The sequence below is a fragment of the Lentzea rhizosphaerae genome (assembly GCF_042649515.1).
Lineage (GTDB): Bacteria > Actinomycetota > Actinomycetes > Mycobacteriales > Pseudonocardiaceae > Lentzea > Lentzea aerocolonigenes.
This window is the reverse complement of record NZ_JBHRZI010000011.1, coordinates 1,096,691-1,118,242: the sequence shown is the minus strand read 5'-3', so window position 1 is coordinate 1,118,242 and position 21,552 is coordinate 1,096,691. Positions and strand designations below refer to the sequence as shown.

The 21,552-nt window shown below is 68.1% G+C and carries 20 protein-coding genes and 1 pseudogene; 14 read left to right on the top strand and 7 right to left on the bottom strand.

The genetic code is table 11. The annotated features are described in order from the left end of the window. The first annotated feature begins 36 nt into the window (after nt 1–36). Together ACFOWZ_RS13050 and ACFOWZ_RS13045 are read left to right on the top strand one after the other, a co-directional pair. A complete protein-coding gene (locus ACFOWZ_RS13050) occupies nt 37–912 on the top strand; it encodes a phosphoribosylaminoimidazolesuccinocarboxamide synthase (RefSeq protein ID WP_382372130.1) in 876 nt (291 codons plus the stop codon). 50 nt (nt 913–962) lie between these two features. Next, nucleotides 963–1,613, top strand: coding sequence for a DUF2334 domain-containing protein (locus ACFOWZ_RS13045; protein ID WP_382372129.1), 651 nt, complete (start codon nt 963–965; stop codon nt 1,611–1,613). Here ACFOWZ_RS13045 and ACFOWZ_RS13040 read toward each other — a convergent pair. Continuing rightward, nucleotides 1,576–2,199: an MBL fold metallo-hydrolase gene (locus ACFOWZ_RS13040; RefSeq protein ID WP_382372128.1), complete on the bottom strand. Its 624-nt coding sequence runs from the start codon at nt 2,197–2,199 to the stop codon at nt 1,576–1,578. The genes ACFOWZ_RS13045 and ACFOWZ_RS13040 overlap by 38 nt on opposite strands. A gap of 225 nt (nt 2,200–2,424) precedes the next feature. Here ACFOWZ_RS13040 and ACFOWZ_RS13035 point away from each other — a divergent pair, with 225 nt between their 5' ends. After that, entirely contained in the window at nt 2,425–3,402 is a 978-nt protein-coding gene (locus ACFOWZ_RS13035; protein WP_382372127.1) for a trypsin-like serine peptidase, read from the top strand. On the opposite strand, the gene ACFOWZ_RS13030 is transcribed toward ACFOWZ_RS13035, so the two are convergent. After that, nucleotides 3,386–4,366 (bottom strand): NAD-dependent epimerase/dehydratase family protein, encoded by a 981-nt coding sequence (locus ACFOWZ_RS13030; protein ID WP_382372126.1) that lies wholly within the window; start codon nt 4,364–4,366, stop codon nt 3,386–3,388. The two genes, ACFOWZ_RS13035 and ACFOWZ_RS13030, sit on opposite strands and share 17 nt — an antisense overlap. Before the next feature lie 70 nt (nt 4,367–4,436). Here ACFOWZ_RS13030 and ACFOWZ_RS13025 point away from each other — a divergent pair, with 70 nt between their 5' ends. The 4 genes from ACFOWZ_RS13025 to purL all read left to right on the top strand — a co-directional run bounded on the left by ACFOWZ_RS13025 (nt 4,437) and on the right by purL (nt 8,311). Next, nucleotides 4,437–4,913 (top strand): hypothetical protein, encoded by a 477-nt coding sequence (locus ACFOWZ_RS13025; RefSeq protein WP_382372125.1) that lies wholly within the window; start codon nt 4,437–4,439, stop codon nt 4,911–4,913. Between the two features lie 232 nt (nt 4,914–5,145). Beyond that, nucleotides 5,146–5,385 (top strand): phosphoribosylformylglycinamidine synthase subunit PurS, encoded by a 240-nt coding sequence (gene purS, locus ACFOWZ_RS13020; RefSeq protein WP_030465889.1) that lies wholly within the window; start codon nt 5,146–5,148, stop codon nt 5,383–5,385. After that, nucleotides 5,382–6,053, top strand: a complete 672-nt coding sequence (gene purQ / locus ACFOWZ_RS13015; RefSeq protein WP_382372124.1) for a phosphoribosylformylglycinamidine synthase subunit PurQ — start codon at nt 5,382–5,384, stop codon at nt 6,051–6,053. Before purS ends, purQ begins: the two co-directional genes overlap by 4 nt. After that, nucleotides 6,050–8,311 (top strand): phosphoribosylformylglycinamidine synthase subunit PurL, encoded by a 2,262-nt coding sequence (purL, locus tag ACFOWZ_RS13010; protein ID WP_382372123.1) that lies wholly within the window; start codon nt 6,050–6,052, stop codon nt 8,309–8,311. The genes purQ and purL overlap by 4 nt, the downstream gene beginning before the upstream one ends. Nucleotides 8,312–8,380: 69 nt before the next feature. On the opposite strand, the gene ACFOWZ_RS13005 is transcribed toward purL, so the two are convergent. Continuing rightward, complete coding sequence (locus tag ACFOWZ_RS13005) at nt 8,381–9,106, bottom strand: lysozyme (protein ID WP_382372670.1); 726 nt, start codon at nt 9,104–9,106, stop codon at nt 8,381–8,383. On the opposite strand from ACFOWZ_RS13005, the gene ACFOWZ_RS13000 reads away from it, so the two are divergent. After that, a complete protein-coding gene (locus tag ACFOWZ_RS13000) occupies nt 9,060–9,182 on the top strand; it encodes a hypothetical protein (protein ID WP_382372704.1) in 123 nt (40 codons plus the stop codon). The genes ACFOWZ_RS13005 and ACFOWZ_RS13000 overlap by 47 nt on opposite strands. 35 nt (nt 9,183–9,217) lie before the next feature. Here the strand turns inward: ACFOWZ_RS13000 and ACFOWZ_RS12995 are convergent, their stop codons facing one another. Further along, nucleotides 9,218–10,057 carry an aldo/keto reductase gene (locus ACFOWZ_RS12995; protein WP_382372122.1) on the bottom strand — a complete coding sequence of 280 codons (840 nt, stop codon included), beginning with the start codon at nt 10,055–10,057 and terminating at the stop codon, nt 9,218–9,220. 79 nt (nt 10,058–10,136) lie between these two features. Between ACFOWZ_RS12995 and ACFOWZ_RS12990 the strand changes: the two genes are divergently transcribed. Beyond that, nucleotides 10,137–11,036 (top strand): LysR family transcriptional regulator, encoded by a 900-nt coding sequence (locus ACFOWZ_RS12990; RefSeq protein ID WP_382372121.1) that lies wholly within the window; start codon nt 10,137–10,139, stop codon nt 11,034–11,036. 150 nt (nt 11,037–11,186) lie between these two features. Here the strand turns inward: ACFOWZ_RS12990 and ACFOWZ_RS12985 are convergent. Further along, nucleotides 11,187–11,636, bottom strand: a pseudogene (locus ACFOWZ_RS12985) (hypothetical protein); the annotation flags it as partial. A gap of 256 nt (nt 11,637–11,892) precedes the next feature. After that, nucleotides 11,893–12,759 (bottom strand): hypothetical protein, encoded by an 867-nt coding sequence (locus ACFOWZ_RS12980; protein ID WP_382372120.1) that lies wholly within the window; start codon nt 12,757–12,759, stop codon nt 11,893–11,895. 72 nt (nt 12,760–12,831) lie between these two features. Here ACFOWZ_RS12980 and ACFOWZ_RS12975 point away from each other — a divergent pair, with 72 nt between their 5' ends. The 3 genes from ACFOWZ_RS12975 to ACFOWZ_RS12965 are packed head-to-tail and all read left to right on the top strand — an operon-like array spanning nt 12,832 to nt 17,675. Then, entirely contained in the window at nt 12,832–13,650 is an 819-nt protein-coding gene (locus ACFOWZ_RS12975; protein WP_382372119.1) for an SAM-dependent methyltransferase, read from the top strand. A gap of 54 nt (nt 13,651–13,704) precedes the next feature. Beyond that, entirely contained in the window at nt 13,705–15,870 is a 2,166-nt protein-coding gene (locus tag ACFOWZ_RS12970) for a putative bifunctional diguanylate cyclase/phosphodiesterase (RefSeq protein ID WP_030465898.1), read from the top strand. A gap of 20 nt (nt 15,871–15,890) precedes the next feature. Further along, nucleotides 15,891–17,675 carry a glycoside hydrolase family 15 protein gene (locus ACFOWZ_RS12965; RefSeq protein WP_382372118.1) on the top strand — a complete coding sequence of 595 codons (1,785 nt, stop codon included), beginning with the start codon at nt 15,891–15,893 and terminating at the stop codon, nt 17,673–17,675. On the opposite strand, the gene ACFOWZ_RS12960 is transcribed toward ACFOWZ_RS12965, so the two are convergent. Then, on the bottom strand, nt 17,672–20,311 hold the full coding sequence (locus tag ACFOWZ_RS12960; RefSeq protein WP_382372117.1) for a glycosyl hydrolase 2 galactose-binding domain-containing protein: 2,640 nt from the start codon (nt 20,309–20,311) through the stop codon (nt 17,672–17,674). The two genes, ACFOWZ_RS12965 and ACFOWZ_RS12960, sit on opposite strands and share 4 nt — an antisense overlap. Nucleotides 20,312–20,461: 150 nt before the next feature. On the opposite strand from ACFOWZ_RS12960, the gene ACFOWZ_RS12955 reads away from it, so the two are divergent. Both ACFOWZ_RS12955 and ACFOWZ_RS12950 read left to right on the top strand, forming a co-directional pair. After that, nucleotides 20,462–21,046 (top strand): DUF3558 domain-containing protein, encoded by a 585-nt coding sequence (locus ACFOWZ_RS12955; protein WP_382372116.1) that lies wholly within the window; start codon nt 20,462–20,464, stop codon nt 21,044–21,046. 124 nt (nt 21,047–21,170) lie between these two features. Further along, nucleotides 21,171–21,545 (top strand): transcriptional regulator, encoded by a 375-nt coding sequence (locus tag ACFOWZ_RS12950; RefSeq protein ID WP_382372115.1) that lies wholly within the window; start codon nt 21,171–21,173, stop codon nt 21,543–21,545. The last annotated feature ends 7 nt before the right edge of the window (nt 21,546–21,552 follow it).

Below are 21,552 nucleotides of genomic sequence, written 5' to 3'. Positions count from 1 at the left end.
CGGTTTCGCGGGGCTCGTGCACGTAGGCTGACCAGCGTGCCTACGCTCGCTGACTACCAGCACGTCGCCCGCGGCAAGGTTCGCGATCTGTACGACGTCGACGACGAGTTGCTGCTGTTCGTCGCGTCCGACCGCATCTCGGCGTACGACCACATCCTGAGCAGCGAGATCCCGGACAAGGGCCGCGTGCTCACCGCGATGAGCGTGTTCTGGTTCGAGCGGCTCACCCCGAACCACCTGGTCGCGTACGACGACCCGCGCATCCCCGCCGAGGTCCGCGGCCGGGCGCTGCTGGTGCGCAAGCTCGACATGATCGACGTCGAGTGCGTGGCGCGCGGATACCTCACGGGCTCGGGCATGGCCGACTACCAGGCCTCGGGCGCGGTGTGCGGGGTCGAGCTGCCGGCCGGGCTGGTCGAGGCGTCCGAGCTGGACCCGCCGATCTTCACGCCCGCGTCGAAGGCCGAGATCGGGGCGCACGACGAGAACGTGTCGTTCGACGTCATCGCGGCCAAGCACGGCGTCGAGCTGGCGTCGAAGCTGCGTGACCGCACGATCGAGCTGTACAGCGAGGCGCGCGCGTACGCGTTGACGCGTGGCCTCATCCTGGCGGACACGAAGTTCGAGTTCGGGCTCTCCAAGGACGGCGGGCTCGTGCTGGCCGACGAGGTGTTCACGCCGGACTCGTCGCGGTACTGGCCGGCCGAGGGCTACGAGCCCGGTCGCGTGCAGCCGTCGTTCGACAAGCAGTTCGTGCGCGACTGGCTGACGTCGGCGGAGTCGGGCTGGGACCGCAAGAGCGATGTTCCGCCGCCTCCGCTGCCCGCTGAGGTCGTCGAGGCGACCCGTGCGCGGTACGTCGAGGCGTACGAGCGACTGACCGGCCGGTCTTTCGCCGACTGGCTCGCCTGAGTTAGCGCTGGTTTCACGCGGATGTCACCACGGCGTGGCGCACTCAGTACGTGCACTCACAGCTCGTGGTCTCACTGTCCGGCATCGGTCCGCAGACCCTCGACCGGTGCGCTGATCTGGCCGCGGCCCTCGGTCCGCGGCAGGTGCCGTTGTCGCTGCTCGTGACCCCTCGCGAGCTCGGCAGGGCACAGGAATGGGTGCGGCAGCGCGCGTCGCTCGGCGACGCCGTCGTGCTGCACGGTCTCGGCCAACGGCGGTTGCCCGCGTACGAGGCGGGGCTGCTGCTCACCGGTGCGCGCGTCCAGATGGAAGCCATCGGGCTCAACGCCGACACGTTCGCTCCCCGGCGGTGCGTGGCATCGCCTGGGACGTTGATCGCGCTGGCCAAGCACCGGTTCGCCCGCTGCGCCGACGCTCACGCCGTTCGCGAGGTGGGCAGCGGGCTCGCGACCCTCGGCCGGCTGCACGCGCTGACCGAACGCAGCAGCTTCGGTGAGCTGCGGACGTTGGCGCTGGTGTACGCGACGGCACGGTCCGCACGCCGCGGCGGCCTGACCCGGATCACCGTGGACGCGCGTGACCTGCACCGGCCCGGTGCGCGGCAGGCCGTGCTCGACGCCGTGGACGTCGCGCTCGCCCACGGCGCCGCGCCGACGACCTACGTCAGACTTCCGTCTCCTCGGCAGGAGTCAGCGGCCTGACCTCGGTGCCTTCCGGCTTGAGCATCTCGAACATCCGGTAGGCGTTCTCGGGCATCGACAGCAGCTTCTCGTGGATCGGCACGGCCACGCGCGGCTTGATCGCGCGCATGAAGTCGACGGCCTCGCCGAGCCGCAGCCACGGCGCGCCCGCGGGCAGTCCGAGCACGTCGACGTCCTCGTCCGGCACGAACAGCGAGTCGCCGGGGTGGTAGAACGCGCCGTCGCCGACCACGTAGGCGGTGTTCGGCACGATCGGGATGTCCTCGTGGATCATCGCGTGCCGGCCGCCGACGACCTTGACCGTCGTGTCGCCGACCTTGATGACGTCGCCCGGCCGGGCGACCGTCGGGTTCTCGACGCTGGGCGCCGACCCCTCGTCCACGATCAGCTGCGCCCCGGGGTTGGCCTTCAGCAGCGCGGGCAGCCGCTCGACGTCCAGGTGGTCGTAGTGCTGGTGCGTGATGAGCACGGCGTCCAGGTTTTCCACGTCCTCGAACCCGCTGGAGAACGTGCCGGGATCGATCAGGATGCGCGTCGTCCCCGTGTCGAGAAGCACGCAGGCATGACCGAAGTGGACAACTCGCATGGATTCCTCCATTACCGACTTCTGGCGGGCTGACACGGTCAGGGGACGTCGGAAGTATCAAAGGGCATGAGGAAAACCCTGCAACTCCTCACGGCACTGGCGCTCGCCCTGCCGATGACGTCCTTTGTCCCTGCTACCACCACCTCTACCCCTGCGCAGGCTGTGTCGCCCCAAGGAGCGTCACAGTCACAGGAAATCGGCACCGAGGAATCGCTCTCGGTCCGAGTGGGTGGCACCAACCGTTCCACCACGATCGAACGTCCGGGATCCGGTTACGTCAAGATCCATTTCACGGATCTGCGGATTCTGCCCGGTGACGTGCTCACGGTGTCGAACCCTGACGGCACCGAGAAGTACACGTACACGAGGGATCTGAAGTCCTCCCTCACGGCCACTCCCGACGCGACCGGCTTCTGGGCCATGTCGGTCACCGGCTCGTCGGCCGTCGTGTCGCTGAAGAACCCGCTGTCGCGCGTGCGGATCGACAAGATCACGCGCGGCTACACCGAGGCCGAGATGTCCTCGCAGCCGTCCGTGCAGAGCATCTGCGGCACGAACGACTACAAGGACGCGGTCTGCTACCAGTCCAGCAACCCGACCGAGTGGGGCAAGACGCCGGCCGTGGCGAAGCTGCTGCGCAACGGCAGCTCGCTGTGCACGGCGTGGCGCGTAGGACCCAACAACCGCATGCTGACCAACGAGCACTGCTTCACCAGCACCACCGGCATCGAGGTGTGGTTCAACTACCAGTGCCCGACCTGCGGTGGCACGGCTTCGGCCACCGTGACGAAGGTGCTGGCGGCCCAGGTGCTGAAGTACAGCGCCGCGCTCGACTACACCCTCTTCACCGTGAACAACTTCGCGGCCATCAGCTCGTTCGGCTACCTCGAACTGGACGCGCGCGTTCCGGCCGTTGGTGAAGAGATGTACATCGTCGGCCACCCGGCCGGGAAGCTGAAGAAGTTGTCGTTGCGCGACAACAACAACGGCGGCGGCTACTGCGTCGTGCGCGCCGTGCGTGTGAACGGCAGCTCGTCGCAGTCCGACATCAGTTACATGTGCGACACCGAGGGCGGCTCGTCCGGTTCGCCCGTGTTGTCGAGGCGCACGCACAAGGTGATCGGGCTCCACCACTTCGGCGGCTGCCCGAACCAGGGCGTGCGCATCGACCTCGTCGCCGCGCAGATCAACTCACTGCTGTAAGGATTTCCTGCTCTTCCGCTTCGGTGAGCCCTGCCTTGCGGGGCCGGTCCAGGCCGAGGCCGCGCTCGTACTCCAACGAGTCGAGCGCGGTCTCGGCCAGCGGCCTGACGCGCAATCCGTTCGCCAGCGCGTTGCTGACGTCGCGGCCGACCATCTTGGCCCACTCCTGCGGCAGCCACAGCGGAAGCGACCGCGGCCCGGCCCACGGGTTGATCTCCAGGTCCTTCAGCACGCTCTCGGGCACCGGAACCAGCTGCGTGCCGGGCGGCGCGGTGGCCCCGGCGATCTCCCCGATGGCCATCTGGAACGGCATGACCGGCCCGGTCGAGTCGTACGTGCCGGTGATCCGCTCCTCGGCCGCGAACACGATCCACTGCGCCAGATCCCGCGCGTCGAGGTGCTGAAACCCGAGGTCAGGACTGTCCGGCACGGCCACCCGGCCACCCCGCGCCATCCGCGCGGGCCAGTACCCGAACCTGTCGGTGGGGTCGTCCGGCCCGGTGATCAGCCCGGCCCTGACGATGAACTCGCGCCCCCTGACCGTCTCGAGCACGGCGTTCTCACTGGCGACCTTGACACTGCCGTACCGCTCGGCCGTGAACTCCTGCGCGGGGTCGTCCTCGAGCGGTGGCAGGAGCTCGTCACTGCCCGTCGCGTGGTCCGCGTAGACGGAGATGCTGGACACGAACGTCCAGTGCGGAGTGGTGCCCCCGAACGCCTCGAGCGCGTCCCGAACCCAGTTCACCGAGTACTTGGCGACGTCTATCACGGCGTCGAACTGCTCCCCGGCGAGCTGGTCGAACGCACCGGGTTTGTTTCTGTCGACCGAGATCAGGCGGGCACCTTCCGGCACGCCACCGGAGGCGCCGCGGGCGGCGCACACGACGTCGTGGCCGCGGCGGACGGCCTCCGCCGTGATGGCCTTGCTGAGGAACACGGTTCCGCCGAGCACCAGGAGCTTCATGATCTCCAGCATCCGTCCGATCCGGTGGAAGTACCAGCGGTCTCCGCTGTCGGCGTAACGGCTCGATCGGATGGATCTTCTTCGGTATCGTTCGGACCCGGTCGATGAACGTTTCGTGAGTCTGCACGCCTTCGTCGACGAGTCGCGGCGAAACAACACGTACCTGCTCGCGGCAGCTGTGGTGCTGCCGCGCGAGTTGAACAAGATGCGCAAGACCCTCATGGGGCTGCGCTTTCCGAACCAGGGTGAGGAGCGGGCACGGCAGCTGTGCGTCAGCAGGCTCACAGGCGATCTGCTGGAAGCGGGCGCCGCGCGGCTCGTCCTCGACAGCCGCGAGGCCCGCGACGAGCACGATCTGCTCACCATCAGGACCCGCCTCGGCAAGTACGCCCGTGCCACGGGGCTGGTCTACGAGCACCTGCCCAGTGAAAACGATCCGTTGCTGTGGATCCCGGACATCGTTGCCTGGTGCTACGGCGCCGGCGGCGACTGGTTGCGGCGTGTTCGGCCGCTGCTGGGCGAGGTGACAGACCTGCGAATGCCCTAGAAAGCGCGAAGCACGGCGGCCGACCGTCCGGACGGGCACCGTGCTCACTTCTCCGGCTTACGGGCCGAAGCTGACACGAGATTACCAAACTCCGACGCCAGGACAAGCGGATTCACCCGATGGTGAAACCCGGTGAAGATGTGCCGCCGAACACCTGTCGAGTTGATGAACACCCAGGTCAGGTAGGCTCTCCGGGTACCGCCAGCCCCCTCAAACCCGGGAGCAGTCTGTCGTGGCCCGAGTCGTCGTCGACGTCATGCCGAAGCCCGAAATTCTCGACCCCCAAGGCCAGGCGGTGGCGAACGCGCTGCCGCGCCTCGGTTTCGACGGCATCACCGCCGTCCGCCAGGGCAAGCACTTCGAGCTGGAGGTCGCCGACGACGTCGACGACGCCACGCTCGCCAAGATCGCTGAGACCTTCCTCGCCAACCCCGTGATCGAGGACTGGACCGTGCGCAGGGTCGAGGCATGAGGGTCGGTGTCATCACCTTCCCCGGCACCCTCGACGACGTCGACGCGCAGCGGGCCGTCAGGTACGCCGACGGGGAGGCCGTGCCGCTGTGGCACGGTGACCACGACCTGAAGGGTGTCGACGCGGTTGTCGTGCCCGGTGGGTTCTCGTACGGCGACTACCTGCGGTGCGGTGCCATCGCTCGGTTCGCGCCGGTCATGCAGGAAGTGATCGAGGCCGCCAACAAGGGGATGCCGGTCCTCGGCATCTGCAACGGCTTCCAGATCCTCGCCGAGGCGCACCTGCTGCCCGGTGCGCTCGTCCGCAACCACAAGCTGCACTTCGTGTGCCGCGACCAGTGGCTCAAGGTCGAGAACACCAGCACCGCGTGGACGACCCGCTACGACAAGGGTGCCGAGATCCTCGTGCCGCTCAAGTCCGGCGAGGGCGGCTACCAGGCCGACGAGGACACCCTCAAAGAGCTCGAAGACAACAACAGGGTCGTCTTCCGGTACGTCGGCGAGAACCCCAACGGCAGCCGCAACAACATCGCGGGCATCACCAACGCCAAGGGCAACGTCGTCGGCCTCATGCCGCACCCCGAGCACGCCATCGACGCGCTCACCGGCCCGACGGACGACGGCCTCGGGATGTTCCTGTCCCTGCTCGACTCGGTGGTGAAGGCATGACCGTGGACACCGTGAAGAACGCGGAGAGCACGCCCGACCAGGAGCAGCCCTACAAGGAGCTGGGCCTGAAGGACGACGAGTACGCGCGCATCAAGGAGATCCTCGGGCGCCGTCCGACCGACGCCGAGCTGGCGATGTACTCGGTCATGTGGAGCGAGCACTGCTCCTACAAGTCGTCCAAGGTGCACCTGAAGTACTTCAGCGACACCACGACCGACGAGATGCGGTCGAAGATGCTCGCGGGCATCGGCGAGAACGCCGGCGTCGTCGACATCGGTGACGGCTGGGCGGTCACGTTCAAGGCCGAGAGCCACAACCACCCGTCGTACGTCGAGCCCTACCAGGGCGCGGCCACGGGTGTCGGCGGCATCGTGCGCGACATCCTCGCCATGGGTGCGCGGCCGCTCGCGGTCATGGACCCGCTGCGCTTCGGCAAGCCGGACGCGCCGGACACCAAGCGCGTGCTGCCCGGCATCGTCGCGGGCGTCGGCGGCTACGGCAACTGCCTGGGTCTGCCGAACATCGGCGGCGAGGTCGTGTTCGACGAGACCTACCAGGGCAACCCGCTGGTCAACGCCCTGTGCGTCGGTGCGATGCGGGTCGAGGACCTGCACCTCGCGCACGCGTCGGGCACCGGCAACAAGGTCATCCTCTACGGCGCGCGCACCGGTCTCGACGGCATCGGTGGCGTCAGCGTGCTGGCGAGCGAGACGTTCGACGACAGCGCCGGCAAGCGCAAGAAGCTGCCGTCCGTGCAGGTCGGCGACCCGTTCACCGAGAAGGTGCTGATCGAGTGCTCCCTGGAGCTGTTCGAGAAGGGCATCGTCGTCGGCATCCAGGACCTCGGCGGCGCGGGCCTGTCCTGCGCGACGAGCGAGCTGGCGTCGGCCGGTGACGGTGGCATGCACGTCTGGCTCGAGCGGGTTCCGCTGCGGGCGACGGGCATGACGCCGGCGGAGATCCTCTCCAGCGAGTCCCAGGAACGCATGTGCGCGGTCGTCGAGCCCGCGAACGTCGAGGCGTTCATGGAGGTCTGCCGGAAGTGGGACGTCATCGCCACCGAGATCGGTGAGGTGACCGACGGCGACCGCCTGGTGATCACGTACCACGACGAGGTCGTCGTCGACGTGCCGCCGCGGACCGTCGCCCACGAGGGCCCGGTCTACCACCGGCCGATTCAGCGCCCGGCCGACCAGGACGAGCTGCAGGCGAACACGCCCGACAGCCTGCCCAAGCCGGCGAAGGACGAGCTGCTCGAGCTGGTCAAGTCCCAGGCGGCCAGCCCCAACCTGGCCTCCAAGCGGTGGGTCACGCAGCAGTACGACCGGTACGTGCGCGGTGGCACCGTCCTGGCGCAGCCCAGCGACTCCGGCATGATCCGGATCGACGAGGAGACGCACCGCGGTGTCGCTCTCTCGACGGACTGCAACGGCCGTTACACCAAGCTCGACCCGTACGAGGGCGCACGGCTCGCGCTCGCGGAGGCCTACCGCAACGTCGCGGCCACCGGTGCCACGCCGGTCGCCGTCACGAACTGCCTCAACTTCGGCTCGCCGGAGGACCCGGCGGTCATGTGGCAGTTCGAGCAGGCCGTGAAGGGCCTCGCGGACGGCTGCGTCGAGCTCGGCATCCCGGTGACCGGCGGCAACGTCAGCTTCTACAACCAGACCGGCTCCACGGCGATCCTGCCGACGCCGGTCGTGGGCGTGCTCGGCGTGATCGACGACGTGCGGCGCCGCATCCCCACCGGGATCGGTGCCGAGGCCGGCGAGACGCTGCTGCTGCTCGGCGAGACCAAGGCCGAGTTCGGCGGGTCGGAGTGGGCGCACGTCGTCCACGGCCACCTCGGCGGTCTGCCGCCGAAGGCCGACCTGCAGCGCGAGAAGCTGCTCGGTGAGGTCCTCGTCGCGGGTTCCCGTGACGGCATGGTCTCCGCCGCGCACGACCTCGCCGAGGGCGGTCTGGCCCAGGCGCTGGTCGAGACGTGCCTGATCGGCGAGACGGGTGCGCGGGTCTTCCTCGACGGCGACCTGTTCACCGAGCTGTTCAGCGAGTCGGCCGGCCGCGTGCTGGTCGCAGTGCCGCGCACGGAGGAGCAGCGCTTCACCGACATGTGCACCGCGCGCGCTCTGCCGTGGCGCAAGGTCGGCGTCGTCGACCCGGAGTCGAACGCGCTGGAGATCCAGGACCTCGGTTCGCTCCCGCTCGACGAGCTCCGCGAGGCCTGGGAGGGCACCCTCCCGGCCCTCTTCGACTAGCTGCTGTTCGGCGCGAAAAGCACGTTCGGGCCATCTAGCGGCCCGAACGTGCTTTTCGCGCCAAAGCGGTCAGCTTGAGGCGATTCGTTGTAGTTGGGCGAACTCGCCGTTGAAGAGGTTCTGGTCGCCGGGGAACAGGCCGGCCGCCTGCCACTGCCAGATGGTGTGGAAGTCGAAACCCACGGGCAGCGGGCCGAGCTTCGAGTTGTAGTGCGCGACCCACAACGGGTTGTTGTCGCCGAACTTCACCGAGCCGCCGACGCACTTGTTCCACCAGCTCGTGGACGTGTAGATCGTCGGATGTCGCTTGGTGCGCGCGAAGACCGTGTCGCTGAACGCCTTCACCCACGCCGTCATCGCGGCCTGGTCCATCTTGTAGCAGGTGTCGCCGTACGGGTTGTACTCCATGTCCAACGCGGGCGGCAGCGTCTTGCCGTCGGGCGTCCAGCCCCCGCCGTTGTTGACGAAGAAGTTCGCCTGCGCCGCCCCGTCGGAACGGTCCGGCAGCGCGAAGTGGTACGCGCCGCGGATCATGCCGATGTTGTAGGAACCGTTGTACTGCTGCGTGAACTTCGGGTTCCGGTAGTGCGTGCCCTCGGTCGCCTTCACGTAGGCGAACCGCGCGCCTTTGTCCCAAGAGGACTTCCAGTCGACGTCACCCTGGTGGCTGCTGACGTCCATGCCGGGCACTTTGCCGTCTGTGGGAGGCGAGTCATCCGCTGTTCGGAGATCGCCTGTGCCTTCGTGCTTGAGGATCTGGGAGCCCGCCGTGTGGTCCGCGGAGCCCTCGGGCAAGGGCGCCGCGGACGCGGGTGCCGGCGACAGGCCGGCGACGATCGCCACGATGCTGATCAAGGTCCGCATGGACTAGATCGTGCGACCATTTGTCCTGGTTTGCCACTGGCGTCACCCGTCCAGGCGGGTCAGCTCCTCCGCGGTCAACTCCAGGTGGGTGGCCGCAGCCGAATCGCGAATGCTCGAGGGTCGGGAAGCACCCGGAATGGGGACTACCACTTCGGACTTCGCCAGCATCCACGCGAGGCACGCCTGGTGCGCGCTGACCCCGTGCGCGTCCCCGACCTCCTTGAACGGACCGCTCAGCGCCCCCGCCTTGCCGATGCCGCCGAACGGGCTCCACGGCAGGAACGCGATACCGAGCTTGTCGCACAGCTCCAGCTCGGTCTCGCTCGACCGGAACACCGGCGAGAACTGGTTCTGCACCGCCGCCAGCCGCCCGCCGAGGATCTCGTTGGCCAGCACGATCTCGTCGGGGTTGAAGTTCGAGACGCCCGCGTACCGGATCTTCCCGTTGTCCAGCAGCTCCTTCAACGCGCCGACCGACTCGGCGATCGGCGTCTTCGGGTCCGGCCGGTGGAACTGGTACAGGAAGATCTGGTCGACCCCGAGCCGCCGCAACGACCCGTCGACGGCTTTTCGCAGGTACTCCGGACGCCCGTCGAGGCCCCAGCCGCCGCCCGGCTCGCGCGTGTGACCGCCCTTGGTCGCCACGAACACCTCTTCCGGACGGCCCTTCAACGCCTCGGCGATCAGCTCCTCGTTGTGGCCGAAGTCGGTGTCGTCGAGCGAGTAGGCGTCGGCGGTGTCGATGAACGTCACGCCGGCGTCCAGCGCTGCGTGGATGGTCTCGATCGCCTGCGCGCGGTCCGGCCTCCCCTGGACGGAGACGGGCATGCCGCCCAGGCCGATGGCACTGACTTCCACTTCTCCGATACGACGCTTCTGCATGACTACCACTCTGGACCGCGGTGATTAAGCTGTCCAACGCAGAGAAAGTGATCTCATTGAGCACTGCGGGTGATGAATCGTGGAACTCAGACAACTGGAGCACTTCCTCGCGGTCGCCGAAGAGTGCCACTTCACCAGGGCCGCCAAGCGCATGCACGTCGCCCAGTCGGGACTCTCGGCGTCGATCCGTGCGCTGGAGGTCGAGCTCGGCGCGCCGCTGTTCCTGCGCACCACCCGCCAGGTCGAGCTGACCCAGGCAGGACGGGCGCTGCTGCCGGAAGCGCGCAAGGCGCTGAGCAGCGTCGAGTCGGCCAGGGACGCGGTCGCGGCCGTTCAGGGACTGCGGCGCGGCACGTTGTCCGTCGGCAGCCTCCAGTGTCTGCACGTGGTGCACCTGCCCGCAGTGCTGGCGCGCTTCCACGAGCTGCACCCCGGCGTGGAGATCCGGATGCGCCAGTCCGGCAACGCCGAGCTGGTCGAGGACGTGCGCGCCGGACGCCTCGACCTCGCGTTCGTCACGCGTCAGCCGAAGATCGCCGACGATCTGCGGGTGTCCACTTTGGCCAGTGAACCGCTGGTGCTCGCGTGCGCGCCCGAAAGCCGTTTCGCGGCAAGGGAGTCCGTTGCCCTCGAAGAGCTGTCGGGCGAGTCGTTCGTCGACTTCAACGCCGACTGGGGCACGCGCGACGAGGCGGACCGGGTGCTCGCCGCCGCCGGAGTCGAGCGGCGGGTCGCGGTCGAGGTCAACGACGTGCACTCACTTCTTGACTTCGTCGGGTTCGGTCTCGGGGTCGCCCTCGTTCCTCAGTCCTTCGCCCTCAAGTCGGAAAAAGTCCACTTTCTGGGGATCCGCGGCGACGTAGACGTCCCCTTCGCGGAAACGGTCGTGGTCACCGGTCGTACCGTCGGCGCTGCCGCGGCTGTTCTTCTCGACGTCGTCTTCGAGGCGCGGGCGGGCCGGCTGCACGTCGCCGGTTAGGGCCCAGCCCTCGTGCGGGGTGCGCAACGCGGTGTCGGGCAACAACGTCAGCTCGCCGATCTGCTCCGGGGGCGGTGGCTCGGTGAGCGCCAGGAAGGTGCCGACCTTCGCGTCGCGGAAGTCGACCTTGCGCTTGAAGGTGGCTTCGCTGAACGCGAGCCCGCCCTCGAACTTCGCCTCGGGCAGTGACAGACGGCCGTGGAACGTCGCCCCGGAGAAGAACGTGCGGCTCTTCACGTGGAGCTTGCGGAACTCGGTGATGCCGTAGAACTGCGCGCGCCGCGCGACGAACCGGTTGACCCGCCTGCCGTCGAGCTGGAAGTACTCCAGGGCGGCGCCGGTCAGGTCGAGGTCGTAGTGCGTCTTGTCCTTCTTCTTGCCCCACGAGAGCAGGTCGCGGATCAGCCGCTGGGCGGTGCGACGGACCTGTTGCTCCTGTTGGTCCTCCGGCTTCACCTTGGCGAAGATCGTGTCGGGGTCGGCGCCGTCCTTCTCCCACGAAGGGTGGTGGAAGGGCCGGCGCAGGTACGCGCACAGCACGTCGAGGACCGTCTGCTTGTAGCGCGGAGTGGAGTTCGCCAGCCACACCAACGAGTGCATCGCGCCCACGCGCACCTGGTCGGCCTCGTTGCCCAGCAGCTCGACCGATCGCGCGAACCGTTCGTCGGCGACCTTCTCGCTCTCCAGCCAGTGCTTGCGGTCGTTGAGCCACAACGCGTAGAGCGCGACGACCGCACCGCCCGCGACCCCGGCGGTCTTCACGATCTCCACGGGCGGCGCCTTGAACTCCCACAGGAGAGCCGCCGTCGCCGCGGTGACCACGGCAGCGGAGAAGACCGCCAACAGCCACTTCACGTCAGTTCCTCCACGCTTCCGGCAGGTCGGGCTCCACCGCGAACGTACAGCCGTCCGCCTTCACGTCCGCCCACTCCGAGCCCTCGAACTTGGTCAGGCCACCGAACTTCGTGTCCGTGAACACAGCGAGCCCGCGCGACCGGAACCGGCTGAACCACGCCTTGCCGCGGATCTCCGTGTGGTGGATGTACAACCGCCCCGTCGACTCGGCCTCCGTCACGTAGAAGTGGCCGTGCACCAGCATGTGGTGGAACGCGTTCGAGTCCTCGAAGTGCGCGACCCGCATGTAGAGGTCGCCGACCTGCCGGTAGGACAGGTCCATGAACTCCAGGTGGGCCTTGGTCAGGTTCAGGTCGTAGTGCGGTGCGTTCTCCTCGCCGACACGCGGCAGGAGGTCCTCGATCAACCGCTGCGAGGTGAGCCGGACCTCCAGTTCGATCTCGTCGGCGTCGGTCTTCGTCTTCTTGAACGGGCGCCGCAGGTACGCGCAGAGGATGTCGAGGACGGTCTGCGTGTACTCGGTCCTGGACTTCGCCAGGCCGGCCAGTGCGTGCATCGCGCCCACGCGCACCTGGGCCGTCTCGTGTCCCAGCAGTTCCACGGCGCGCGCGAACCGTTCGTCGGCGACGCGGGACCTGTCGTGGTCGATGCGCTGGCTCTCGAGTTCCTGGCGGGCCTCCTCGACCTTGCGGCGCCGGTCGTTGAGCCACAACGCGTAGAGGGCGACGATCGCGCCGCCCGCGAGACCGCCCGTCTTGATCGCCTCGTGCTTCGGCGCGCCGGGGTCGATCAGCAGCAGTACCCCGCCGACCAGCACAAACACGCCAATTGAGGCGAGAATGGTCGACAGCAGCAAACTTTTCCTCACGAGGTCCGCATTCTGCCAAGCGGTGGGTGCATGATGGGCCCGAACTGGTCCGAACACGGGTGAGGTGGACGGGTGGAGCGGCCGAGCTGGGCGCCGGGGGACATCGACCTGGAGCGGCCGAGTGTCGCGCGCGTGTGGGACTACCTGCTGGGCGGCGCGCACAACTTCGCCGTCGACCGGGAGGTCGCCCAGAAGACCCTCGAGATGATGCCCGAGGTGCGCGGCGGGGCACTGCAGCACCGCGCGTTCCTCCGGCGGGCCGTGCGCTACCTCCTGGCCAGGGGCGTCCGGCAGTTCATCGACCTGGGTTCCGGCATTCCGACCGTGGGCAACGTGCACGAGATCGCCCAGGCCGTCGATCCGGCCGCCAGGGTCGTCTACGTCGACCTGGACCCGGTCGCCGTCGCGCACAGCCGGTCGCTGCTCGAAGGCAACGAACGGGTGACGGTGCTGCAGGCCGACGTGCGCGACTCGGTGTCGGTGCTCGCCTCTCCAGAGGTGAACGACTTACTCGACTTCCGCGAGCCGATCGCGGTGCTGATGATCGCGTTGCTGCACTTCGTGTCGGACGAGGAGGACCCGCTGGGCATCATCGCGGGCTATCGCGACCGTCTCGCTCCCGGCAGCTACCTCGCGCTGTCCCAGTCCGGCTTCGAGGCGGGCGAGGAGACACCGGAGATACGTGCGGCGCGCAGCGTCTACGAGCGGAGTGTCACGCGGACGACGTTGCGCGACAGTGCCCAGGTCAACAAGCTGTTCGAGGGATTCGACCTGGTGGAGCCCGGTGTGGTGCGCCTGCCGGAGTGGCACCCGGAGGGTCCGGACGACGAGGGCATCGTGGCGAGGGCCTTCCCGGGCTTCGCCGGACTGGGCCGGAAGGCTCAGAGATGACTCCGGACGGCGACCGCCCGTATGCTGCGCGTTCGTGGCGTTAGGGCCGAGCAGATGACCGAACGGGTTGACCACCGGGTGCGTGACGACCGCTCTCCTTTGAGCCCGGCCGTGTTGGCCGGTGCCGCGTCGTTCGCGCGCAGCTGGGCGACGGCCGTCATCGGGTCGAGCTACGTCCCGATGACCCGCGCCGAGGTCGCGCAGCACCTCCAGGACCTCACCGAGATGCTCGTCGAGGCCCTGTACGCGAGCCCGTTCCGCACCGCACCCGGCTACGAGATCGGCTCGCGGCTGGTCGACGCGCACTTCACCGGCACGGACACGCTGGGCCGCACCGTCCAGCTGCTCGGCGACGACCTGCTGGCCGAGCTCGGCGCCACGGGTGACGACCGGCTGCAGTCCCGCCTGGCCGCGCTCCAGGGCGCGCTGTCCGCCGGGTACGCCCGCGCGCTGCGGGAACGCACGCTCGCCGAGCAGGAGGCGATCAGGGCGGCCGTGCTGGACGCACGCGACCAGGCAGAAGCCATGCTGCGGGCGTCGGAGGCCCGGTTCAGGGCGATGTTCACCGAGGCCGCGATCGGCATCGGCATCGCCGACATCGAGGGCCGGATACTGGACGTCAACCAGGCGCTTCAGGACATGCTCGGGTTCAGCGTCGACGAGATGCGCCAGTACAACGTGCGCGACCTCATGCACCCCGAGGACGCGGGCAGCGTGTGGCGGCTCTACGACCAGCTCATCGCGGGCGAGTGCGACCACTACCGCGCCGAGAAGCGGTTCCACCGGGCGGACGGCGAGCAGGTGTGGACGCACCTGACGCTGTCGCTGGTCCGCGACGACCACGGCGAGCCGCAGTACCAGGTCGCGATGATCGAGGACGTCACCGACCGGCACCTGCTGCAGAACCGGCTGCGCTACCAGGCGCTGCACGACCCGTTGACCGGCCTGCCGAACCGCGCGCTGTTCCTCGAACGGCTCGGGCGGGTCTTCAACAACCGCGGCAAGCACCTGCGGGCCGGTCTCTGCTACCTCGACCTGGACGGCTTCAAGGTCATCAACGACTCCCTCGGCCACGACATCGGCGACCAGCTGCTGGTCGAGGTCGGCAGGCGGCTGGACCACTCCGTGTCCGGCGAGGGCAAGCTGGTCGCACGCATGGGCGGCGACGAGTTCGTGATCCTGGTCGAGGGCTCGGCCGGTGAGCAGGACATCGTCGACGTGGCGGACCGGGTGCTGACCGAGCTGGAGGCACCGATCCGCATCGCGGGCCACGAGCTGTCGGTGTCGGCGTCGATCGGCATCGTCGAACGGCAGCTGTCCGGCACGACGTCGGCCGACCTCATGCGCGATGCGGACATCACGCTGTACTGGGCGAAGGCGGACGGCAAGGCGCGCTGGGCGTTGTACGACCCGGAGCGCAACGCCCGTGAAGTGGCTCGCTTCACCCTGTCGGCCACGATGCCGCGCGCGTTGGAACGCGGCGAGTTCTACGTCGAGTACCAGCCGCTGGTGCGGCTGGAGGACTCCACGGTCACCGGCGTCGAGGCCCTGGTCCGCTGGCAGCACCCGGAGTTCGGGCGGCTCGCGCCGGACAGGTTCATCGAGCTCGCCGAGGAGACCGGCCTCATCGTCCCGTTAGGACGGTGGGTGCTGCGCAAGGCGTGCGAGGAGGCGCGGCGCTGGCTGGAGGAGTTCGGCGACGCGGCGCCGTTCGTGTCGGTGAACCTCGCCGTGCGGCAGTCCCGCGACCCCGAGCTGGTGCGTGACGTCAAGCGGATCCTGGACGAGTGCGCGCTGCCACCGCACCACCTCCAGCTGGAGCTGACCGAGTCGGCGATCATGGGCACCGCCGACGAGCCGCTGGAAGCGCTGAGAGCGTTGTGCGACATGGGTGTGCGCATCGCGATCGACGACTTCGGCACGGGCTACTCGAACCTCGCCTACCTCAAGCACCTGCCCGTACACGAGCTGAAGATCGCCGGCTCGTTCATGGAGGGCCTGCGGGCGGAGAACGAGGAAGATCCCGTCGACTCGCAGATCGTGGCGACGCTGGTGCAGCTGGCGCACGCGTTGTCGTTGGGCGTCACGGCCGAGGGCGTGGAGACACCTGCTCAGGCCGCCCGGTTGCTGCGTCTCGGGTGCGACACCGGTCAGGGCTGGTTCTTCGCGCGGCCGGGCCCTCCGGAGAACATCGACAGCCTCCTGCGTGGTGATCTCTAGTCCGGGGAACACCACGGGTCATGAAGCCACTGGCCCTGGTCGTGCTCCTGCTCGTCATGTCGGCGCCCGTCGCTCGTGCCGCGGACGTCGTCCCCCTTCCCGCCGACAAACAGGCTTTCGGCACCGCCAGATCCGCGTTGAGCCCGGTGTGGTTCACGTTGGGCCATCAGGGCCTCTCCGAGATCTTCCACCCGGACCTGAGCACGCCCGCCACCCGCGAGACGCGGCTGCTCGTGGACGGAAAACCCGGCAAGGCCCACACCGAGCCCGCCGACGACCGGTCGCTGACGTTCCGGCAACGGCTGCGCGGAGACGGCTGGCGAGCTGAGATCACCTACGTCACCGACCCGCAGCGCGCCGCAGTCTTGGCGGACGTGCAGGTCACGGCTCAGCGTCCGGTCCGGCTGTCGATCGACCACGTGCCGATGAAGGGCTCCAGCGAGGTGGTGAGCACGCTGCCCATCGAGCCCGTGCGGCGTGCGCACGGCACGTTCGCGGTGGGGTTCGGCGCAGGTGTCGCCCAGACCGCGCTGGACCGCGGGTTCGGTGTGGTGGCACGGGAGTACGCGCAGGGCTGGCACGCGTACCTGGACGGGCTGAAGCGGCCGAGGTCCGCTGACCGGCGGCTCTACGACATGTCCGTGATGGTGCTGGCGGCGACGGAGGACAAGGCGAACCCCGGCGCGTCGATCGCGTCGCCGAGCTTCCCGTGGGCCTTCGGGTTCGATCGCGAGCTGGCACCGGAACTCGGGCCGTACGCACTGGTGTGGCCGCGCGATCTCTACCACGTGGCGACGGCCATGATCGCGGCCGGCGACACCGGGTTCGCCGAGCGTTCCCTGGACTTCATGCTGCGCAGGCAGCAACAACCGGACGGGCACCTGCCGCAGAACACCCGCGTCGACGGCACCCCGTTCTGGAAGAGCGTCCAGCTGGACGAGACCGCGGCGCCGTTGCTGCTGGCCTGGCACCTGGGCCGGCACGACAAGTCCACAACGGACTCACTCCGGCGGGCGGCCGACTACCTGCTGAGCTACCCGAACGCGCCGTTCAGCGAGCAGGAGCGGTGGGAGAACCAGAGCGGCTACTCGCCCGCCACGATCGCGTCGGCCGTCGCCGGGCTGGTGTGCTTCGCGGACCTCCTGCAGCGCAACGGGGAGAACGCTGACCGCTACCTGGCCGCGGCCGACGAGTGGCAGCGGAACGTGGAGGGCTGGACGGCGACGCGGAGCGGGCCGTACGAGCCGAAGCCGTACTACCTGCGGCTGACGAAGGACGGAAAGCCCGACCAGGGCACGAAGTACAACCTCGGCGACAACAACCCCGACGACATCGACCAGCGCGCGGTCGTGGACCCGAGCTTCCTCGAACTGGTGCGCCTCGGCGTCAAGCGCGCCGACGATCCGGTGGTGCGCAACACCGTCGCCGTCGTCGACCGGCAGCTGAAGGAACAGGGTTACTGGCACCGGTTCACGCAGGACGGCTACGGCGAGACCGCGGACGGCGGGCCGTGGAACGTGCCGAACCCGGTTCGCACCTACGGGCGGCTGTGGCCGTTGCTGAGCGGCGAACGCGGTGAGTACGAGCTGCTCATCGGGCAGAAGGCCAGTGCCGCCAAGCGTTTGCGCGAGATCGCGGCGACCGCGAACAGCGGTCTCATGCTGCCCGAACAGGTGTGGGGTGGCCGGGGAACCACCTCGGCCACCCCACTCGCCTGGACGCACGCGCAGTACGTGCGACTGGCGTGGTCGCTCGACGCGGGCCGTCCCGTGGAACGACCCGACGTCGTGGCGAACCGCTACTAACGCTTCGAGACGTTGTGACCGGAGAGCTCGACCACCGGCTGCGCACCGCCGAGGTCGGACGCCCGGTACTCGGCCCGGATCGTCTCGGTCTCACCGGGGAACAGCGTGATGTAGTTGTCGGTCCAGTCGACCGGCAGCACCTCCGCGCCGCCCTGGCCCTTGCGCAACGACGCCCGCAGGAAGAAGGCCACGCTCGTGCCGGTGTTCTTGATCGTCACGTGCGTGGCCTGCCTGCCGTTCGTGCCCGGCGTCGTCGTGCTGGACACCGAGACCTGACCGGCCTTGAGGCTGCTGAGCGACTTCAGGTCCGTGTACTGGGCCTGCGGCGTGTAGTACCAGTCGCCGCCGTTGTAGTTCAGCGTGTCGGCCTTGGTCGACAGCCAGTAGACGTTGCGGTCGACGACCTTGCCGCTCGCGTCCTTCAGCAGCAGCCGCACGAAGTACGCCGGTGACAGCCCGGACGGCTGCGGCAGGGTGCCGACCCGCACGGAACCGTTGGCCTTGGCCGGGACCGCACGCGTCTCGTTGGCCTTCTGCGTGCCGTCGGAGTTGAAGACGGTTACCTGGAGGCTGAGGCCGTCCTGCGCCTGCAGACCCATGTTCACGACGGCCAGCGACTTGTCGTCGTAGGAGTACTGCGCGTGCAGGGCCTTGTTGGCGGTCTTGGCACCGAAGTACGAACCCGCGGTCGCGAGGTTGTAGTTGTAGAGGTGCCAGAAGAGCTTGGGCCACGGGTCGTTCTGCATCCAGTAGATGACGCCCTGCGCCTGGTTCGCGCCGGTGTCGGAGAAGTCCCTGCCGAACGCCTCGAACTGCGCGCGGTTGGTCTCGTACTGCTGGAGCTGGGCCTTCTTGATGAAGTCGTCCACGTTCGACGGCTTGCCGTACCGGTTGTCGAGCGCCGTGCCCCAGAAGCCGATCTTGCTGAAGTTGCCGGACGGCGACAGGTGGTACTGCGTGGCGTTGTAGTCCGTCAGCTTGTTGATCTCAGTGTCGCTGAGGAACTTCTTCAGCTCGTCCCGCTCGGGGATCGCGAGGCCCGGACCGATCTCCGACGCGAAGCCCGCGCTGCCGCCCTTCTGGTTGTTGTACCAATAGACCGGCGGCTCCCACCAGTACGGACCGTCCATCTTCATGCCGGAGTCACCGAGCTGCGGGGAGCTGCGGCGGGCAGCGGCGTTGACGATCGGCGTCTGCCAGTCTGCGCGCTTCAACGCGTCCAGGTAGATCGTCTCGACGGCGGCCACCGGTGCCTCGTCCGAGCCGATCAGGAACGTGAACACGCTGGGGTGGTTGCGGATCCGCTTGGCCTCGCCCTCGGCGGACGCACCGGCGACCCTCTTGTCCTCCGCGGAGAACCCGCCGGTGTTCTGCCACTTCGAGCAGCACTCCCAGCCGGTCATGAGCAGGATGCCCATGCGGTCGGCCAGGTCGTAGATCTCGTCGTTCTCCGGCTTGCCCTCGAGCCGGATCGTGTTGAGGCCCATGGACTTCGTCAGCATCATCTCGTCGGCGATCTTCTGCACGTTGGTGCGCAGGAAGAGGTCAGACGCCCAGCCGCCACCGCGGATCAGGATCGGCTTGCCGTTGATCTGGTACTGGAGGTTGCCGCTGATCATCTTCGAGGTGACCTCGCGGATACCGAACGTCGTCTTCTGCTCGTCGGACTTCGCACCGCTCACCGTCGCGGTCGCCGTCGCGTCGTACAACGGCTGCGCGCCCATCTGGAACGGCCACCAGACCTGCGGGTTGCTGACGTTCAGCGTGAACGTGACGGTCTTGGTCTCGTTCGCGGCGAGGCTCACGTTCTGGCTGTAGTTCTGGCCCGCCGCGCTGCCGGCGACGGTCGTGGTCACCGCGCTGCCGGTGTTGTTGCGCGCGTCGACCTTCACGGTGACCGTGGCGCTGTTGAGGTTCGGCAGCGGCAGGTCGGAGAGGACGTGCAGGCCGCGCAACGAGACCGGGCCGCTCTGCACGAGGTCGACGTCGCGGAAGAGGCCCTGGTTGCGGTCGGGCGGGAGCTGGGACCAGTCGATGAAGTGGATCACCAGGTCCTTGGCGGGATCGGACGGCGACGCCTTGATCGCGAGCGCGTTGTCACCCTTGCGCAGCAGGCCGGTGACGTTGAACTCGTGCGTCGGATAGGCGCCGACGACCGTGTCGGTGCCAGCGACTTTCTTGCCGTTCAACCAGATCTCGCCGCGGGAGATGACACCGCCGTTGAGCTTGAGGAACGTGTTGACGCCCGGCTGCGGGTCCGCCTGGAAGACCTTGCGGTACCACCACGGCACCTGGAAGTCGGCTTTGTTGGCCTTCTTGAGGTTCTCCGAGTAGTTGACGTCGCCGTACCTGTTGTTGGCGATCAGACCGGCCATCACCGTCGACCGCGCGGGCACGGTCAGCCACCCGGAGTCCGAATAGGCCGGTCCGGAGATCACGTCACCGGCCTGGCCGGCGGTCTTGCTGGTCTGCATCCGCCAGTCGGGGATGGTGGAGGTGGTTCCGGGGCTCGCGGCCACCTCGAGCGCCGCTCCCGTGCCGGGCACAGGACCCGCGTTGGCTGAGGTGCCTGGCACGAGCAGGGCCAGGCCCACCGCGGCCACGACCAGTGTCGGCAGTGGTCGGTTGCGCAGCATGTCGCTCCTCGACGCATCGGGGCGGCGGCGCTTCGGGGTATCGTAAAGAAGGTTTCCTTTTTGTGGGGTCACCGGCAATGCGCCTTACGGGTGACACGAGCCACACCGTTCGCCACCCTCCGTGCGTGGTGATCCGATACGTTGGCCGTCATGCGTCGACTTGCCGTCCCGTTCCTGCTGGCAGCGGTCCTGACCGGGTGTTCTTCGACCGAACAGGGCTCACCCTCGGCAGGGGACAAGACAGGTGCCGCGCCGACGACCGGAACTTCGGCCGGGACCGCCCCGGTGAACAGGCCCAAGGCCGTCGATCTGAAGACCCTCGACCCGTGCACGCTGATCACGCCCGAGGTGAAGGCGGCCCTCGGTGTCCGGCTGGTGACGCCGCGCGATCCCAAGCCCGAGTACGGCGAGGGCAGCAAGACCTGCAGCAACAACTACGAGGACCGCACGTACTCGTCGTCGATCTACACGCTGGTCAACGGCGGAGTGGATCGGCTCAAGAGGACGACCAGCGAGACCGAACTCACTCCGCTGCAGGTCGCCGGTTATCCGGCCTACCTCAACAAGGTCCCGCAGGCGGGGCTCGGCCCTGGCTGTGATGTCTACATCGACGCGAACGACGGGCAGTTGTTGCTGGTCGGCGCCACTGGTGACAGCAAGAGCACTGTGGACGCGACGTGTGAGCAGGCGAAGAAGCTCGCGAACGCCATCGGGCCTGTGCTCGCGACCAAATGAGGATTGAGTAGAACTACGCGTCTTGTACCGGGAACCGGTCACTCGCGTCATGCATCAGAGCTAAAGTCGTTCCAAATGCACACGCGGCCCGATGCCCTTGGGGCCGTACTGAGGAGGGTGTGCCGTGTATCTCGCGGATGGTGGTGGGGGTGGCTCGTCCACGCCCACGGAGTTCGGTCAGCGCAAGCTGAAGGTGGACCCGTCTGCCATTCCAGAGGCCAGGAAAGCCTTCGAGCACGCGATCGACGAGTTCGACTCCAAGATCAAGGAAGCAGTGCGCGATCTCCCCACGCAGCCGTGGGCGCAAGACCCGATCTCCAGCGAGACGTCGAAGGCCTTCAACGAGCAGACGTCTGACAAGGCCCTGGCCGCGCTGAACTTCTACCGCGCGCAGCTCGCCGGCGTGGTCGACCAGCTGAAGATGATCGAAGAGCAGTACCGCCAGGTCGAGGGCGACAACACGGCCATGTGGGGCAAGCACCTGCGGGACCGGGACTGAGAGGAGG